The organism is Streptomyces sp. NPDC054956 (assembly GCF_053609185.1).
This window is the reverse complement of the sequence record NZ_JBSGXB010000017.1, coordinates 36583-52704: the sequence shown is the minus strand read 5'-3', so window position 1 is coordinate 52704 and position 16122 is coordinate 36583. Positions and strand designations below refer to the sequence as shown.

Annotated in this window: 15 protein-coding genes; 9 read left to right on the top strand and 6 right to left on the bottom strand. The window is 70.1% G+C overall.

Annotated features, from left to right (window positions below; all coding sequences use genetic code 11):
* Positions 1–88: 88 nt before the first annotated feature.
* Both ACWGDE_RS05760 and ACWGDE_RS05755 read right to left on the bottom strand, forming a co-directional pair.
* Positions 89–1444 carry an MFS transporter gene (locus tag ACWGDE_RS05760; RefSeq protein WP_453387708.1) on the bottom strand — a complete coding sequence of 452 codons (1356 nt, stop codon included), beginning with the start codon at positions 1442–1444 and terminating at the stop codon, positions 89–91.
* A 25-nt stretch (positions 1445–1469) separates the two neighbouring features.
* Positions 1470–1907: a MarR family winged helix-turn-helix transcriptional regulator gene (locus ACWGDE_RS05755; protein ID WP_453387707.1), complete on the bottom strand. Its 438-nt coding sequence runs from the start codon at positions 1905–1907 to the stop codon at positions 1470–1472.
* Between the two features lie 120 nt (positions 1908–2027).
* Here ACWGDE_RS05755 and ACWGDE_RS05750 point away from each other — a divergent pair, with 120 nt between their 5' ends.
* A complete protein-coding gene (locus ACWGDE_RS05750; RefSeq protein WP_030156886.1) occupies positions 2028–2210 on the top strand; it encodes a hypothetical protein in 183 nt (60 codons plus the stop codon).
* Between the two features lie 30 nt (positions 2211–2240).
* Here the strand turns inward: ACWGDE_RS05750 and ACWGDE_RS05745 are convergent, their stop codons facing one another.
* Positions 2241–3647 (bottom strand): NCS2 family permease, encoded by a 1407-nt coding sequence (locus tag ACWGDE_RS05745; protein WP_453387706.1) that lies wholly within the window; start codon positions 3645–3647, stop codon positions 2241–2243.
* 135 nt (positions 3648–3782) lie between these two features.
* On the opposite strand from ACWGDE_RS05745, the gene ACWGDE_RS05740 reads away from it, so the two are divergent.
* Positions 3783–4082 carry a DUF2530 domain-containing protein gene (locus ACWGDE_RS05740; RefSeq protein ID WP_453387705.1) on the top strand — a complete coding sequence of 100 codons (300 nt, stop codon included), beginning with the start codon at positions 3783–3785 and terminating at the stop codon, positions 4080–4082.
* A gap of 31 nt (positions 4083–4113) precedes the next feature.
* Here the strand turns inward: ACWGDE_RS05740 and ACWGDE_RS05735 are convergent, their stop codons facing one another.
* On the bottom strand, positions 4114–4647 hold the full coding sequence (locus tag ACWGDE_RS05735; RefSeq protein ID WP_453387704.1) for a hypothetical protein: 534 nt from the start codon (positions 4645–4647) through the stop codon (positions 4114–4116).
* Positions 4648–4879: 232 nt separating this feature from the next.
* On the opposite strand from ACWGDE_RS05735, the gene ACWGDE_RS05730 reads away from it, so the two are divergent.
* On the top strand, positions 4880–7357 hold the full coding sequence (locus ACWGDE_RS05730; protein WP_453387703.1) for an HAD-IC family P-type ATPase: 2478 nt from the start codon (positions 4880–4882) through the stop codon (positions 7355–7357).
* Positions 7358–7375: 18 nt separating this feature from the next.
* On the opposite strand, the gene ACWGDE_RS05725 is transcribed toward ACWGDE_RS05730, so the two are convergent.
* Positions 7376–8374, bottom strand: a complete 999-nt coding sequence (locus ACWGDE_RS05725) for a LuxR C-terminal-related transcriptional regulator (RefSeq protein WP_453387702.1) — start codon at positions 8372–8374, stop codon at positions 7376–7378.
* Positions 8375–8632: 258 nt separating this feature from the next.
* Here ACWGDE_RS05725 and ACWGDE_RS05720 point away from each other — a divergent pair, with 258 nt between their 5' ends.
* The 5 genes from ACWGDE_RS05720 to ACWGDE_RS05700 all read left to right on the top strand — a co-directional run bounded on the left by ACWGDE_RS05720 (position 8633) and on the right by ACWGDE_RS05700 (position 13741).
* Positions 8633–8953: a hypothetical protein gene (locus tag ACWGDE_RS05720; RefSeq protein WP_453387701.1), complete on the top strand. Its 321-nt coding sequence runs from the start codon at positions 8633–8635 to the stop codon at positions 8951–8953.
* Between the two features lie 107 nt (positions 8954–9060).
* Positions 9061–9201, top strand: coding sequence for a hypothetical protein (locus ACWGDE_RS05715; RefSeq protein WP_453387700.1), 141 nt, complete (start codon positions 9061–9063; stop codon positions 9199–9201).
* 92 nt (positions 9202–9293) lie between these two features.
* A complete protein-coding gene (locus tag ACWGDE_RS05710; RefSeq protein WP_453387699.1) occupies positions 9294–10544 on the top strand; it encodes a transglycosylase family protein in 1251 nt (416 codons plus the stop codon).
* Positions 10545–10610: 66 nt separating this feature from the next.
* The gene (locus tag ACWGDE_RS05705; protein ID WP_453387698.1) at positions 10611–12023 is read left to right on the top strand and encodes a hypothetical protein; all 1413 of its coding nucleotides are present in this window, start codon (positions 10611–10613) and stop codon (positions 12021–12023) included.
* 77 nt (positions 12024–12100) lie between these two features.
* On the top strand, positions 12101–13741 hold the full coding sequence (locus ACWGDE_RS05700; RefSeq protein WP_453387697.1) for a GDSL-type esterase/lipase family protein: 1641 nt from the start codon (positions 12101–12103) through the stop codon (positions 13739–13741).
* 117 nt (positions 13742–13858) lie between these two features.
* Here the strand turns inward: ACWGDE_RS05700 and ACWGDE_RS05695 are convergent, their stop codons facing one another.
* Positions 13859–15049: an MFS transporter gene (locus ACWGDE_RS05695; RefSeq protein ID WP_453387696.1), complete on the bottom strand. Its 1191-nt coding sequence runs from the start codon at positions 15047–15049 to the stop codon at positions 13859–13861.
* A gap of 83 nt (positions 15050–15132) precedes the next feature.
* On the opposite strand from ACWGDE_RS05695, the gene ACWGDE_RS05690 reads away from it, so the two are divergent.
* Complete coding sequence (locus tag ACWGDE_RS05690; protein WP_453387695.1) at positions 15133–16119, top strand: DUF5937 family protein; 987 nt, start codon at positions 15133–15135, stop codon at positions 16117–16119.
* The last annotated feature ends 3 nt before the right edge of the window (positions 16120–16122 follow it).

The following is a 16122-nucleotide window of genomic DNA, read 5'->3' as shown; positions in this document are numbered from 1 at the left end:
GATGAATCCAGCCCCACCGGCGTTTGAGGCGCGGGGTCTGGGGCGGCGCCCCAGGAAGGCGGCCCGCAGGGGCCTGACGGCCTGGTGCTCAGGCCGCCGTGACCAGTTCGCGGCCGCGCTCCGCCGGGACGAAGGTGACACCGCGGCGGCTCACGCTGAGGCGGAGGTCGCCGACCCGGGAGAGGACCAGGCCGATCGCGACGGCCGCGGCCAGCGAGACCGCACCACCCGCGGCCATGCCGACCCGCGCGCCGTACGTGTCCGTGACCCACCCCACCAGCGGAGCCCCGATCGGGGTGCCGCCGGTGAAGACCATCATGAACAGGGCCATCACCCGGCCCCGCATCTCGGGGTCAGTGGCCATTTGCACGCTGGAGTTCGCCGTGACGTTGACCGTCAGCCCGAACACCCCGATCGGCACGAGCAGCGCCGCGAACAGCCAGAACCCGGGCGCGAAGGCCGTCACCAGCAGGAGTACGGAGAAGAGCACCGCCGCCGCGACCAGCAGCCGCAGGCGGGACAGACCCCGCCGGGCCGCCAGCAGCGCGCCCGCCAGGGAGCCCGCCGCGATGAGCGTGTTGAACAGTCCGTACGTACCCGCGTCGCCGTGGAACACCTTGCTGACGAAGGCGGAGAGCCAGATCGGGAAGTTGAAGCCGAACGTGCCGATGAATCCGACGAGCACGATCGGCCAGATCAGCTCGGGCCGGCCGGCCACGTACCGCAGGCCCTCGCGCAGCTGACCCTTCGCGCGCGGCTGGACCTCGACCTGGTGCAGTTCGCCGGTCCGCATCAGCAGCAGGCCCACGATGGGGGCCGCGAAGGACAGGCCGTTGAGCAGGAAGGCCCAGCCGGAGCCGACGGCGGTGATCAGGACGCCGGCGATGGCCGGTCCGACGAGCCGCGCGGACTGGAAGTTGGCCGAGTTCAGGCTGACGGCGTTGGCCACCTGGTCCTTGCCGACCATTTCGGAGACGAAGGTCTGGCGGGCCGGGTTGTCGACGACGGTGACCAGGCCGAGGAGGAAGGCGGCGAGGTAGACGTGCCAGACCTGGACGTGCCCGGCGAGGGTGAGGACGGCGAGGGCGATACCGGTCAGGCCCATCGCGCTCTGGGTGGCGAGCAGCAGCGGCCGCTTCGGCAGCCGGTCCGCGAGTACGCCTCCGTAGAGGCCGAACAGCAGCATCGGCAGGAACTGCAGGGCGATGGTGATGCCGACCGCCGAGGCGGAGCCGGTCAGGGAGAGGACGAGCCAGTCCTGGGCGATGCGCTGCATCCAGGTGCCGGTGTTCGAGACGACCTGTCCCGTGGCGAAGAGCCGGTAGTTCCGGATCTTCAGCGAGCTGAACATCCCCCGGTTCTTGCCGGGGGCGGCGCGCCCGGCGGCGCGCGTAGTGGTGGGTATGTGGCCGGGGGCGGAGTCTGCTCCGGGTCCCGTACTCAAAAGGGTTCGCCTCCTGGCGTCGTTCCTATAGGTGCGCGAGCTTGTCCAGGACGGGCGCGGCTTCGCGGAGCTTGGCCCATTCGTCCTCGGTCAGCTCGGCCGCGAGCCCGGCCAGGAAGGCGTTGCGCTTGCGACGGCTCTCTTCGAGCATCGCCTCGGCCTCCTCCGTCTGGCGGACCACCTTCTGGCGGCGGTCGTCGGGGTGCGGCTGGAGCGTGACCAGTCCCTTGGCCTCCAGCAGCGCGACGATGCGGGTCATCGACGGCGGCTGCACGTGCTCGCGTCGGGCCAGTTCACCGGGGGTGGCCTGGCCGCAGCGCGCGAGGGTGCCGAGCACCGACATCTCGGTCGGGCTGAGCGATTCGTCGACGCGCTGGTGCTTGAGGCGCCGGCCCAGCCGCATGACGGCCGAGCGGAGGTCGTTCACGGCGGCGGCGTCGTCGCCATGGGAAAGGTCATGCATGTTCTTTAGAGTAACTCATTACTCTACCTAAGGAACACCACTTATCTGGCGTCACTCGTACGGGTGAGTCGGCTCCGGAAAGTGACACGCGTCCATGCCCTGTGCCCCGACTCTTTCGGCATGGGGACACATGTGCTGAGCATGCGCATAGACGGGGAGCTCCTCGACAGGCTCCGGACTCATGCCGCCAAACGCGGAATGAGCGTCCAGGACTATGTGGTCCGGACGCTCATTCGCGACGATTTCGACGAACGCTTCAAGGCGGCCGTCGACGAGACGGAGAAGTTCTACGGGCTCACCTGAGCCCGGCTCCTCCCGGTTCTGCCGAGGGGGCTACGTGAGGCCCAGCGCCGGCATCGCGTAGTAGAAGACGAACACCGCCGACACGACGTACATGGCCACCGGGACCTCGCGGCCCCGGCCGGTCGCCAGCCGCAGTACGGAGAAGGCCACGAAGCCGATGCCGATGCCGTTGGTGATCGAGTAGGTGAAGGGCATCATCACCATGGCCAGGAAGGCCGGGACGGCGATGGTGAAGTCGTTCCAGTCGATGTCCCTGACCGAGCCGGCCAGGATCAGGAAGCCGACCGCCACGAGGGCGGGGGTGGCGGCCTGCGAGGGGACCATCGTCGCGAGCGGCGTGAGGAACAGCGACACGGTGAAGAGGCCGCCCGTCACGATGTTCGCCAGGCCCGTACGGGCGCCCTCGCCGACGCCCGCCGTGGACTCCACGAAGCAGGTGGTGGCCGAGGAGGAGCTGGCGCCGCCCGCGGCGACGGCCATGCCGTCCACGAACAGCACCCGGTTGATGCCGGGGAAGGAGCCGTCGGGCTTCGTCAGCTTCGCCTCGTCGCCGACGCCCAGGATGGTCCCCATGGCGTCGAAGAAGCAGGACAGCAGCACGGTGAAGACGAAGAGGACGCCGGTCAGCACGCCGACCTTGCCGAAGCCGCCGAACAGGCTGACCTGACCGACGAGCCCGAAGTCGGGCGCGGCCACCGGGTTGCCCGGCCATTCGGGGACGGTCAGGCCCCAGGCCTGGTCCGGAAGCTTGGTGATCAGCTGGACGGCCACGGCGGCGACCGTCATGGCCACGATGGAGATCAGGATCGCGCCGGGCGTCTTGCGGATGATCAGGCTCAGCGTCAGCAGCACGCCGACCACGAAGATCAGGACGGGCCATCCGTGCAGGTGGCCGTTGCCGCCGAGCTGGAGCGGGACCGTGGTGTGCGCGAGGTCGGGGATGCGCGAGACGAAGCCCGAGTCGACCAGGCCGATCAGCATGATGAACAGGCCGATGCCGATCGCGATGCCCTTGCGCAGGCCGAGCGGGACGGCGTTCATGACGCGCTCGCGCAGGCCGGTGGCGACCAGCAGCATCACCACGAAGCCGGCCAGGACCACCATGCCCATGGCGTCGGGCCAGCTCATGCGCGGGGCGAGCTGCAGGGCCACGACGGTGTTGACGCCGAGGCCGGCCGCCAGCGCGATCGGGACGTTGCCGACGACGCCCATGAGGAGGGTGGTGAACGCGGCCGTCAGGACGGTGGCGGTGACCAGCTGGCCGCCGTCGAGCTGGTGCCCGTACATGTCCTTCGCGCTGCCCAGGATGATCGGGTTCAGCACGATGATGTAGGCCATCGCGAAGAAGGTGGCGAAGCCGCCGCGGACCTCGCGGGCGATGGTCGAGCCGCGTTCGGAGATCTTGAAGTAGCGGTCCACGGGGGCCGTCGTGCTCATGGGGGTCCTGGTCCTCATTGGTGGTTCATACGGCGAAAACGGGCCAAGCCCAAACCGTTTCAGTATGAACACATGAACGAAGGGGCGTCTATCTCCGCGCGTAGACCGTCCTTCGACCGGCCTAGACTTGGTCCCATGGCGAAATGGACTGCGAAGCACGAGGCCCCCGAGCCCCTCGAGGGCCCGATCGTCGGCACCGTGACCGGCGGCACGGTCCTGTGGTTCGCCCTCTTCGTCCTCCAGCTCCCCTTCTACGGGTGGTTCGCGGACCGGGACCTGCTGTGGTGGGTGTGGACCTGCGCGGCCGGCGGAGTCCTCGGCCTGATCGGCCTCTGGTACGTCCGCGGCCGCGACGCGGCCCTCAAGCGGCACGCGGCTGCGCTGGCCGCGCGCAACGACGGCGACCAGGCGGGCCCGGCTCCGCAGGCGGGCTAGCCGCTGCGGGGCCGCACGCCGGGTGGGGCCACTAGGAGCGCAGTACGCGCTCGCAGCCGCTGAAGCCGGTGTCCGCGGTGTCGGCCAGGACCGAGTCGAAGCCGGCCCCGCACTGGGTCGGCAGGTCCGCGGCGCCGTCGCGGAGGTCGATCATGTCGTTGCCCGGGCCGGTCTTGATCTCGTCCACGCCGGTGCCCCCGTTGGCCGAGACCGCGAACGTCGACGAGGTGTTGTAGTCCAGCTTGTCGTTCCCGTCGCCCAGCGCCGCCTGGAGGCGGGTCACGGTGGCGCGCGCCCCGCACCGGATCGAGGTGGGGCTGTCCTGCTGGCAACCGAAGCCCGCGGTGATCCCCGCCGTGTCGGTGAGCCTCAGCTCGGCGCCCGCGTCCAGCAGGGTCAGCTGATTGGTGGCCCCCGAGGCGGCGGTGTAGAGGACGGTGCCGCCGTACCGGACGGCCACCGCTCCCGCCGCGTGCGCGGGGGTGGCCATGATCAGGGGCAGGAGCATCCCGGCCACCGCCGCCGGGACGGCCGCTCGCAGGGCGCGGACACGGGTGAGCTTCATCGTCTTCTGTGCCTTCCGTCGTCGGGTCTGACACAGGCAGGGAAACAGAGCGTGATGTGATCGGCACGCGCAGTGGTCGCATCGGGTGGCGCGTTGGGCCGACCGCCCGGTGTGCGGGTGAAGGGGGGCGCCCGAGCGGGGGTGGACCAAGGGACGATTCATGTCATCCCGAAGTCGGATCTTCGGACTTCTCGGCAGGTGGAGTGTTCGAACGCCCTTTACCGTCGAAAGCATGACGCAGCGGGCGAAGATCGAATCAGATGGACAGGAGCCGGGCGGCGCCGGCGGTGGCGCGGCCGCCGGGACCGCCATCGACGCGGGCTCCGAGCTCGACCCCGTACACCCGGTCAAGCCCCCCGCGCCCAGATTCAAGCCCGGCGGCCTGAGCACCGCCGAGGTCGCCGAACGCGTCGCACGCGGAGCCGTCAACGACGTCCCCGTCCGCAGCAGCCGCTCGACCACCGAGATCGTCCGCGCCAACGTCTTCACCCGCTTCAACGCCATCATCGGCGTCCTGTGGGTGGTCATGCTCTTCGTCGCCCCGATCCAGGACAGCCTCTTCGGCTTCGTGATCATCGCGAACACCGGCATCGGCATCATCCAGGAGCTGCGCGCCAAGAAGACCCTCGACGGGCTCGCCGTCATCGGCGAGGCCAAACCCAGCGTCCGCCGCGACGGCCGCACCGCCGAGATCTCCACCTCCGAGATCGTCCTCGACGACGTCATCGAGCTGGGCCCCGGCGACAAGGTCGTCGTCGACGGACTCGTCGGCGAGGCCGAGGGACTGGAGATCGACGAGTCCCTGCTCACCGGCGAGGCCGACCCCGTCCTGAAGAAGCCCGGCGACCAGGTCATGTCCGGCTCGTTCGTCGTCGCCGGCGGCGGCGCCTTCACCGCCACCAAGGTCGGCCGCGAGGCCTACGCCGCCCAGCTGGCCGAAGAGGCCTCCCGCTTCACGCTCGTCCACTCCGAGCTGCGCTCCGGCATCTCCACCATCCTCAAGTACGTCACCTGGATGATGATCCCGACCTCCATCGGCCTGGTCATCAGCCAGCTGGTCGTCAAGGACAACAACCTCAAGGACGCCATCGCCCGGACCGTCGGCGGCATCGTCCCGATGATCCCCGAAGGCCTCGTCCTCCTCACCTCCGTCGCCTTCGCCATCGGCGTCATCCGGCTCGGCCGCAAGCAGTGCCTGGTCCAGGAACTGCCCGCCATCGAGGGACTCGCCCGCGTCGACGTGGTCTGCCTCGACAAGACCGGCACCCTCACCGAGGGCGGCATGGACGTCACCGAGTGCCGCCCGCTCGGCGGCGCGGACGTCACGTACGTCAAGAAGGTCCTCGGCGCGCTCGGCGAGAGCGACCCCCGCCCCAACGCCAGCCTCCAGGCCATCATCGACGCCTACCCGGACAGCGCAGAATGGCGCTGCACCGAGTCGCTGCCCTTCTCCTCCGCCCGCAAGTACAGCGGCGCCAGCTTCAGCGAGGGCGACGGGGAGAACAACACCTGGCTGCTCGGCGCCCCCGACGTACTGCTCCCGGCCGGCGATCCGGCGCTCGAGGAGATCAACGCCCTCAACGAGCAGGGCCTACGGGTCCTCCTGCTGGCCCGGGCCCCCCGCGAACTGGACGACCCGGCCGTCGCCACCGGGGTCAAGCCGACCGCCCTGATCGTCCTGGAACAGCGGCTGCGCCCCGACGCCGCCGATACCCTGCGCTACTTCGAGGACCAGGACGTCAAGGCCAAGGTCATCTCCGGCGACAACGCGGTCTCGGTCGGCGCGGTCGCCGGCAAGCTCGGCCTGCCGGGCGCGGAGAACACCGTCGACGCCCGCAAGCTCCCGGCCGGCCAGGCCGAGATGGCCGAGGTCCTCGACGAGAACGCCGTCTTCGGCCGGGTCACCCCGCAGCAGAAGCGCGACATGGTCGCCGCCCTCCAGTCCAAGGGGCACACCGTCGCCATGACCGGCGACGGGGTCAACGACGTGCTCGCGCTCAAGGACGCCGACATCGGCGTCTCGATGGGCTCCGGCTCGGAGGCCACCCGCGCCGTCGCGCAGATCGTCCTCCTCAACAACAGCTTCTCCACCCTGCCCTCGGTGGTCGCCGAGGGCCGCCGCGTCATCGGCAACATCACCCGCGTCGCCACCCTCTTCCTCACGAAGACGGTCTACTCGGTGCTGCTGGCCATCCTGGTGGTCTGCTCGCAGGTCGAGTACCCCTTCCTGCCCCGCCACCTGACGCTGCTGTCCACCCTCACCATCGGCATCCCGGCCTTCTTCCTGGCCCTGGCCCCCAACAAGGAGCGGGCCAAGCCGCACTTCGTGAAACGCGTGATGCGCTACGCCATCCCCGGCGGCGTCATCGCGGCCGTCGCCACCTTCGTCACGTACCTCATCGCCCGCCACCACTACACCGGCCCCGACTCCCTCAAGGCCGAGACCAGCGCCGCCACGCTCGCGCTGTTCCTGACCTCCATGTGGGTCCTGGCGATCATCGCCCGCCCGTACACGTGGTGGCGCGTGGGCCTGGTCGGCGCGATGGGCGGGGCGTTCCTGATCGTCCTCGTCGTGCCCTGGCTCCAGGAGTTCTTCCAGCTCAAGCTGGAGGGAGCCGTCATGCCGTGGACGGCCGTCACCATCGCCGCCGTCGCGGCCGCCCTGATCGAGTTCACCTTCCGCTGGGTGGACCGCAAGTTCCCCGCGTGAGCTCCGCGGGGGGCGGGTTCAGGCGCGCTGGTCCGGCAGCCAGCCCTGCTGGACGGTCCGCACGCCCGCCTCGAAGCGGCTGCGGGCGCCGAGGCGTTCCATCAGGTCGGTCGCGATGCGTCGGGCCGTGCGCTGGGACACCCCGAGGCGCTTGGCGATGGATTCGTCGGTGTGGCCCTGTGCCAGCAGCGCGATGGTGGTCGATTCCTGCGGGCTGAGACCGTTGGTGTCCTTGGGGGCCGCCTCGCCGAGGGGCCGGGCGCCGGACCAGATGCTGTCGAAGAGGGCACACATCGCGGTCAGGGTGCCCTGGCCGGTGAGGACGACGGCGCCCGCTGAGGTGTCGTCGCTGCTGACCGGGATCACCGCGGTGGAGCGGTCGGTGATGATCATCCGGGTGGGCAGGGTCGGAGCGGTGCGGACCTGGCCGCCCAGGTCCGCCAGCCAGTTGGCGTAGTCGACGGTGGGCTGGTGGTTGCGGACGCTGCTGAGGTAGATGGTGCGCATCTGCACGCCCCGGCCCAGCAGCTGTGCGTCCAGGGCGCGTGAGGCGTCCATCTGGGCCGCGGGCTGGGCGCCGCCCGGGGCCAAGGACATGACCTCGGTGGTGACGTCGCGGGTGAGCTTGGCGAGGTAGTCGCGGATCTGATCGATGCCGATCAGCTGCTCGACGCCGGAGCTGGAGGCGGCGGGGCGCAGGTCGGCGTATTCGGCGATCAGCTGGGCGGCCACGGCGCGCGAGGCTTCGAGGCGCTGCTGCTGTGCCGCCAGTTCGGCCTGCTGGCGGGTCATGAGGATTTCCATGCCGATGTCGGGAGAAACGGCCCGCAGGCCTCCCTGCGGCTCGGCCGACGGCCTGACGAGGGCGAGCTCGCTGAGCATGTCCAAGGCGTCGCGCACCTCGTCCTCGCTCCTGCCCACCCTGGCCACGAGTCCGGCGACCGTGGTCATCGGATCGGCCAGCATCGCGCGGTAGACACTTTCCGAGACCGCGTCCAGCCCCAATGTGCTCAGCAACGTACGCCCCCCTCGAGCATGGGATCCCCCCGGATCCAAGTGGATCATTCCATGAGAGCCGGACGCTCGTGGAGCCGCCGCGCGCGTCCCTGATGTGATGGACGGAAGTGTCCAAGTCCGAAAGGGTCCAACTTCGGATTGTTGAATGTGAGTTGGGTGCGTGGAAGCGTTGATTCCATGTACCTCGTGCACGCCCGCCTCATGGCTCCCCACGGCGCGGCCCTTCCCCGCGATACGCGTTCTCTGGTCCGTTCCCGTGTGCGGGGTGACGACGGCGTCGAACACGTCGCCGTCCACGCGGACGCGCAGCCCCACCCCGTGATCGGGCTCTACCTCCAGGCCGTGAGCCTGGCGGCCGCGGAGGCGCGGGCGGCCCAGGTCTGCCGGCGGGTACTGGACGGCTGCGCCGAGTTCGACGGCTGGTCGCTCCTGGTGCCGGAGGTTCCGATGGTCGCGCCCTTCTACGAGGCACTGGTGTCCGCTTCGGGCCCCGTCCGGCCGGCGGTGGACGGAACGGTCCAAGGCCGTTTCGGTCCAGCGGAAAGCCCTTCCACCCCGTCTGACCAGCGGCGAGAGTAGTTCTTGCCAGCAGGGGACACCGCCCGGCAGGCCAGTCCGGAAGGCATCACCGCGGGATGCAGGCCGGTTCAGGACACCCGACCCCACGTCAGAAGAGGATCACCATCATGCTTCGCACCCGCCTCGCCCAGGCCGCCGCGGTCGCCTCCATCGTCGCCTCCGTCCTGATGGTCTCCGTCACCACCGCCTCGGCCGACACCACCCAGGCCGCCCCCGTCGTCACCACCCAGACCATGGGCTGGTCCTAGCCCGTAGGGGGCCCTGCCGAGCGGGACGCCCGGCAGGCCGCAGTTCTCCATCAGTCTTCACCGTTGCCCGCACGAACAGGGGGGATCCTGTCATGTCCATGCCCATCCGTACTCGCTCCGCACTCACGCTTTCCCTTGCCGCGCTGATGACCTGCGCGGCCACCGGCGCCCTCGCCGGACCCGCCGCCGCCGCTTCGGTGAGCACGTGGGACAAGGTCGCCGAGTGCGAGAGCGGCGGCAACTGGAGCATCAACACGGGCAACGGCTTCTACGGCGGGCTCCAGTTCACGCCCAGCACCTGGAGCGCGTACGGCGGAACCGAGTACGCCCCTCGAGCCGATCTCGCGACGAAGAAGCAGCAGATCCTCATCGGCGAGAAGGTGCTCGCCGGTCAGGGCCAGGGGGCGTGGCCGGTCTGTGGTCGTGATGCCGGCCTCGGCGCGGACCACACGAACCCCTACCCGGACCCGGTGCAGGTCCCGGTGAAGGACACGGTGCATCTGCAGCGGATCGCGCCGAACGGGGATCTGTTCAATGCGGAGGGCGACTTCGCGGCGGGCAGGTGGAGCCCCTGGGCCAACCAGAGCGCTTCGCAGCTGAAGGAGGTCACGAGTGCGGGTACGGGTGCGGTGAACCGGGTCTTCGCGATCGGCAGTGACAACAAGATCTACGAGAAGGACGGGGACTACGCGGCCGGGAAGTGGTCGGGCTGGTTCGCTCCTGCTCTCGACAACTCCAAGACGTTCACCGCGGTGTCGGCGTCCTCGTACGGCAACACGGTGCATCTCGTGGCGATCGGCACGGACGGGCACCTCTACAACACCGACGGCGACTTCACGGTCGGCAAGTGGAACGGCTGGACCGACAAGGGCGGCACCAACCTCAAGCGCGTGACCAGCGCGACGACCGCCGACCAGGTCAACCACATCTTCGCCACTGACGCGAGCGGCCAGATCCTCGAACTCGACGCCGACTACACCGCCGGATCGTGGAGCGGCTGGAGTGTCGCCGGACCGGTGGGTGGGTTCAAGGCACTGGACGTCACCGCTTCCGCGAGCGGGAGCACCGTTCACCTGGGCGCGATCAGCCTGGCCGGCCAGTACTTCAACACGGACGGCGACTTCGCGGCCGGCAAGTGGAACGGCTGGACCAACATGGGCGGCGACAACCTGAAGCGCGTCACGAGCGCTGCCGCGAACGGCGTCAACCATGTCTTCGCCGTCACCGGCGCGAACCGGCTGATCGAGCGCGACGCCAACTACAACACCGGCTCCTGGAACGACTGGGCCGAGGCCGCGGGCGGCGCCGACGCCACCTCCGCCACCGCCGGCTTCACCAACTGAGCCTCACCGGACTCCGATCCGGCCCCTTTCCTTCCGCTTGCCTGCGAACCCTTCTGGAGCTCTGCCATGCCCGCACGTCGTCACACCGCCAAGATCGCCCGTCTCGCCCTCGCCGCCGCCCTCGTCACCGGTGTCGCGGCGACCGCGACGATCGTGGACCAGCCCGCCGCTTACGCCGCCCCGACCTCGTCGGTGGGCGGCAAGATAAGCCGCTCGGAAATCATCGGCCGAGCCGAGTACTGGATGAACAAGGGCCTTCCCTACGATCAGGACGGCAGCTACACGGACTCCAGCGGCAAGACCTACCGCACCGACTGCTCCGGCTACGTCTCCATGGCCTGGCACCTGGCGGGCTCGCCCAACACCATCGCTCTGAACGATTACTCGTACGAGATCAACATGTCCGAGCTCAAGCCGGGCGACATCCTCAACAGCCCCGCCCACGTGATCCTGTTCGACAAGTGGGAGGACGCGGCGAAGACGAGGTTCTCCTACTACACCTTCGGCTCCACGCCGGTCGCACACCGCACGGTCTCCGTGAACGATGCCACCTGGGACAGCCACGCGGTGAGCACGTACACGCCGCGGCGCTACACCAACGTCATCGACGACGTATCGGTGAAGGACACGGTGCACCTGCAGCGGATCACGCCGAACGGGGACCTGTTCAATGCCGAGGGCGACTTCGCGGCCGGCAAGTGGAGCCCCTGGGCCAACCAGAGCGCTTCGCAGCTGAAGGAGGTCACCAGCGCGGGCACCGGATCGGTGAACCGGGTCTTCGCGATCGGCAGCGACAACAAGATCTACGAGAAGGACGGGGACTACGCGGCCGGGAAGTGGTCGGGCTGGTTCGCTCCTGCTCTCGACAACTCCAAGACGTTCACCGCGGTGTCGGCGTCCTCGTACGGCAACACCGTGCACCTCGTGGCCATCGGTACCGACGGCCACCTCTACAACACCGACGGCGACTTCACGGCCGGCAAGTGGAACGGCTGGACCGACAAGGGCGGCACCAACCTCAAGCACGTGACCAGCGCGACGACCGCCGACCAGGTCAACCACATCTTCGCCACCGACGCGAGCGGCCAGATCCTCGAACTCGACGCCGACTACGCCGGCGGTTCCTGGAACAACTGGAGCGTCGCCGGACCGGCCGGTGGGTTCAAGGCGCTGGACGTCACCGCTTCCGCGAGCGGGAACACCGTTCACCTGGGCGCGATCAGCCTCGGGGGCCAGTACTTCAACACGGACGGCGACTTCGCGGCCGGCAAGTGGAACGGCTGGAGCAACATGGGCGGCGACAACCTGAAGCGCGTCACCAGCGCCTCGGCGAACGGCGTCAACCACGTCTTCGCCACCACGGGTACCAACCGGCTGATCGAGCGCGACGCCAACTACAACACCGGCTCCTGGAACGACTGGGCCGAGGCCGCGGGCGGCGCCGATGCCACCTCCGCCACCGCCAGCTTCACCAACTGATCCCCGGACCCGCGACCCGACCCGTCCGGCCCGGCACGACCAGGTGCCGGGCCGGACGGTTCCCACAAGGAGAACCCGTGCCCCGCCTCGCCATCCTGACCAGCGCCACCGCCCTCCTGGTGGCCGCCACCGCCCCGGTCCTGGGCGCGGTCCCCGCCTCCGCCGCACCGACGGCGCCCGTGGTGCGCGTCATGCCCCTCGGCGATTCGATCACCTACGGCCAGGGCAGCTCCGACACCTCGGGCTACCGCTCGCAGCTCGCCGGGCTCGCCTCCAAGCAGTCCCGCTACTCCATCGACTTCGTCGGTTCGCTGGAGCACGGACCGATGGCGGACTCCGCGCACGAGGGACACGCGGGCTACACCATCGATCGCATACGCGCCGGAGCGAACCGCTGGCTCGCGGCCGCACAGCCGGACGTCGTACTGCTCCACATCGGCATCAACGACCTCAACCTGGGAGCCGACCCGGGGCAGGCCGCCGACCAGGCCACCGCCCTGGTCGACCAGATCTTCGCGGCCCGGCCCGGGGTCACGGTCATCATGGAAGGTCTCATCCAGACGACCCCCGGATGGAACTACCAGGACCTGACCCAGAAGGCGACGGCGTACAACCAGCGGCTGAAGCAGCTGGTACAGGTGGAGCAGAACGCCGGAAAGCGCTTCCGGTTCGTCGACGCACCCGAGCTGACGCCGGCCAAGCCCGTGGACGCCACCCGCCCCGCGCAGATGGCGGACGGTCTGCACCCCAACGACGCCGGCTACGCCCAGGTGGCCCAGGCCTTCTTCACCCCCCTGGACGAGGCGTTCTCGGCGCACTGGTTCACCGGTGGCCCGGCCCGGCCCGATCAGCCCCGGCTCAAGGACACGGTGCATCTGCAGCGGATCGACCCGAGCGGGGATCTGTTCAATGCGGAGGGCGACTTCGCGGCGGGCAGGTGGAGCCCCTGGGCCAACCAGAGCGCTTCGCAGCTGAAGGAGGTCACGAGTGCGGGTACGGGTTCGGTGAACCGGGTGTTCGCGATCGGCAGTGACAACAAGATCTACGAGAAGGACGGCGATTACGCGGCGGGGAAGTGGTCGGGCTGGTTCGCTCCTGCTCTCGACAACTCCAAGACGTTCACGGCGGTGTCGGCGTCCTCGTACGGCAACACGGTGCATCTCGTGGCGATCGGCACGGACGGGCACCTCTACAACACCGATGGTGATTTCGCGGCCGGCAAGTGGAACGGCTGGACCGACAAGGGCGGCACCAACCTCAAGCGCGTGACCAGCGCGACGACCATCGACCAGGTCAACCACATCTTCGCCACTGACGCGAGCGGCCAGATCCTCGAACTCGACGCCGACTACGCGGCCGGTTCCTGGAGCAGTTGGAGTGTCGCCGGGCCCTCCGGTGGGTTCAAGGCGCTCGACGTCACCGCTTCCGCGAACGACCGGACCGTCCACCTGGGTGCGATCAGCCTCGGGGGCCAGTACTTCAACACCGACGGCGACTTCGACCGGGGCGCCTGGAACGGGTGGAGCAACATGGGCGGCGACAACCTGAAGCGCGTCACCAGCGCTGCCGCGAACGGCGTCAACCACGTCTTCGCCACCACGGGTACCAACCGGCTGATCGAGCGGGACGCCGACTACAACGCCGGCTCCTGGAACGACTGGGCCGAGGCCGCGGGCGGCGGCGACGCCACCTCCGCCACCGCCGCCTTCACCAACTGATGCCCGGCCCGCGCCGGCCCGCCGATCCGCTGGCCGGCGCGGGCCTGCCGGTCTTCGCGGGCCCGTCGGTCTCCGCCGGCCCGTCGGTCTCCGCGCCCCCGCCGGTCTCCGTGCGCCTCACGCCGCCAGACCGAGGTCCCGCTCCGCGCGGGCCTCGATGCGGGTGCGCAGGGTCAGCATCGCCGCCGCCGCGAGCACGCCGGCGGTCAGGGCGCCCCACCACAGGGCCGCCGGGCCGATGCCGGTGTAGACGGTGACGCCGAGCGTCAGGGCCGCGAAGCGGGACACGCCCCAGGTCCAGGAGAAGGCGCCCTGATAGCGGCCGCGGGCTTCGGCCGGGGCCAGGTTCGCGACGAGCGAGGCGGCGATTCCGGCGACGACAACCTCGCCGAGCGACCAGACCGCCACCGAGACCGCGTACGCGGCGACGGAGTCGGCCACACCGGTGAGGGCCACCCCACCGGCGATCAGCACGCCGCCCGCCGCCTGCACCCGTAGCTGCGGAACTCCGGCCAGCCGGGCGGACGCGAACGGCTGGAGGCCCACGACGAGGACGGCGTTGACCGCCGCCAGAGCCCCGTAGACGGCCGGCGAGTGGCCGCTGTCACGGACGGCGAGGGGGAGCGCGACCTCGGTCAGGGAGTAGACGAACAGCTGGGCGCCGAACAGCGGGAGCAGCAGGAGCAGCAGCCGGTCGCGCAGGACGACCCCGTAGCCCATGCCGGTCTCCTTCTGCGCGGCGGTACGGGCCGGTTCGCGCAGCCGGGTCGCGACGACGGCCGCGTAGACGAGGGCGGTGCCGGCATCGACGGCGAAGAGCAGCCAGTAGCCGTGGGCCGCGAGGAAGCCGCCGAGGACACCGGCGACGGCCGTGCCGATGTTGACTCCCCAGTTGAACAGGGCGTACGCCCGCTGCCGCCATCCGCTGTCCACCGCGTCGGCCAGCATCGCGAACGCGGCGGGACCCACGAGCGCCCCGGCCGCGCTGAGCAGCAGCGCCGCCGCGGCCATCGTCCACACGCCCGGGGCCAGGAACAGCGCGCCCTGGGAGAGCGCCGAACCGACCAGCCCGATCAGCATGGTGGGGCGGCGGCCGATCCGGTCGGCGAGGGATCCGCCGAGGACGGGGCCGAGCAGGTTGCCCGCTCCGAGCGCGCCGAGGACGTACGAGGTCTCGGCCCCCGTCACTCCCCGGTCGGCGAGCAGGAACACCAGGAAGGGGGTGACGAGATGGCCGAGCCGGTTGACGATCGTTCCGGCGAAGAGGGTCCAGACGGTGGACGGGAGACCGCGGAAGGTGGAGGGCATGGGTGGAGCCTGCGCCCTGGCCCCACCCGGGTCCTATTGATTAAGCTGAGGCCGAATCCAACACTGCCACGGGGGGCGAGTACGTGGAGTACGCGCTGAGTTTCACCGCGACGGACCTGGCCCAGACCCGGTTCGCGGTCTCCCCGATGTGGGAGGTCGTCACCAGCTTCCGGCTGCTGCGCGACGGGACCGACCCGCCGCTGCACCGCCGCTGGGCCGGGCAGGTGCGGCCCCGGCTGGAGCGCGCGGGCCTGGACCGGGGATGGCTGGCCGCCCTCATCCCGGGCGAGGGCTACCTCGCGGACTTCCTCAACCCGACCCCGGCCGGCCCCTTCCTCGAACTCCCCGCCGAACTGGAGGCGATCCGCCGCAGCACCCCGGAACAGGTGCGCGCCGACCTGGCGAAGCTGGTGCAGAAGTCGACCCGTCCGGCGCCGCGCCTGCGGCTGCTCCACGAGGAGCCCGAAGCGGTACTCGAGAAGGTCACCGCGGAGATCGAGACGTACTGGGAGCTCGCGCTCGCCCCGTACTGGCCGCGCATCCGCCAGGTGCTGGAGGCGGACGTGTTCCACCGGGCCCGGCAGGTCGCCGAGCACGGTTCGGCGCACGTGCTCAACGAGCTCCACGAGACCGTCAGTTGGGATGCGGGAACCCTGCGCATGGTGCGCCGCCAGTGCTCGATGAGCCGTGCCGACGTAGGGGCCGGACTCCTGCTGGTCCCCTCGGCCTTCGCCTGGCCGCGCGTGCTGACCCGCTCGGTGGCACCCGACCCGCCCCAGCTCGCCTACCCCGCCCGGGGCATCGGCACCCTGTGGGAACCCCGGACCACCGAGGCCTCCGACGCGGTCGCCGCCGTACTGGGCCGCTCCCGCGCCCTGCTCCTCGCCGAACTCGACACCCCGGCCTCCACCACCCAACTGGCCGGGCACAGCGGCCTGTCCACCGCCGCCGTCTCCCAACACCTCACGGCCCTGCGCAACGCGGGCCTGGTCACCGCCCACCGCGCGGGCCGCTCCGTCCTCTACGCCCGCACGGCCATCGCGGACGCCCTGCTGACCCCGGTGGGCTGAACG

Excerpts from the sequence above, each read along its gene's own strand:
- ACWGDE_RS05715 (WP_453387700.1), top strand. The coding sequence starts at position 9,061 with ATGCTTCGCACCCGCCTCGCCCAGGCCGCCGCGGTCGCCTCCATCGTC.
- ACWGDE_RS05710 (WP_453387699.1), top strand. The coding sequence starts at position 9,294 with ATGTCCATGCCCATCCGTACTCGCTCCGCACTCACGCTTTCCCTTGCC.
- ACWGDE_RS05740 (WP_453387705.1), top strand. The coding sequence starts at position 3,783 with ATGGCGAAATGGACTGCGAAGCACGAGGCCCCCGAGCCCCTCGAGGGC.
- ACWGDE_RS05750 (WP_030156886.1), top strand. The coding sequence starts at position 2,028 with ATGGGGACACATGTGCTGAGCATGCGCATAGACGGGGAGCTCCTCGAC.
- ACWGDE_RS05730 (WP_453387703.1), top strand. The coding sequence starts at position 4,880 with ATGACGCAGCGGGCGAAGATCGAATCAGATGGACAGGAGCCGGGCGGC.
- ACWGDE_RS05745 (WP_453387706.1), bottom strand. The coding sequence starts at position 3,647 with ATGAGCACGACGGCCCCCGTGGACCGCTACTTCAAGATCTCCGAACGC.
- ACWGDE_RS05695 (WP_453387696.1), bottom strand. The coding sequence starts at position 15,049 with ATGCCCTCCACCTTCCGCGGTCTCCCGTCCACCGTCTGGACCCTCTTC.
- ACWGDE_RS05735 (WP_453387704.1), bottom strand. The coding sequence starts at position 4,647 with ATGAAGCTCACCCGTGTCCGCGCCCTGCGAGCGGCCGTCCCGGCGGCG.
- ACWGDE_RS05755 (WP_453387707.1), bottom strand. The coding sequence starts at position 1,907 with ATGCATGACCTTTCCCATGGCGACGACGCCGCCGCCGTGAACGACCTC.
- ACWGDE_RS05705 (WP_453387698.1), top strand. The coding sequence starts at position 10,611 with ATGCCCGCACGTCGTCACACCGCCAAGATCGCCCGTCTCGCCCTCGCC.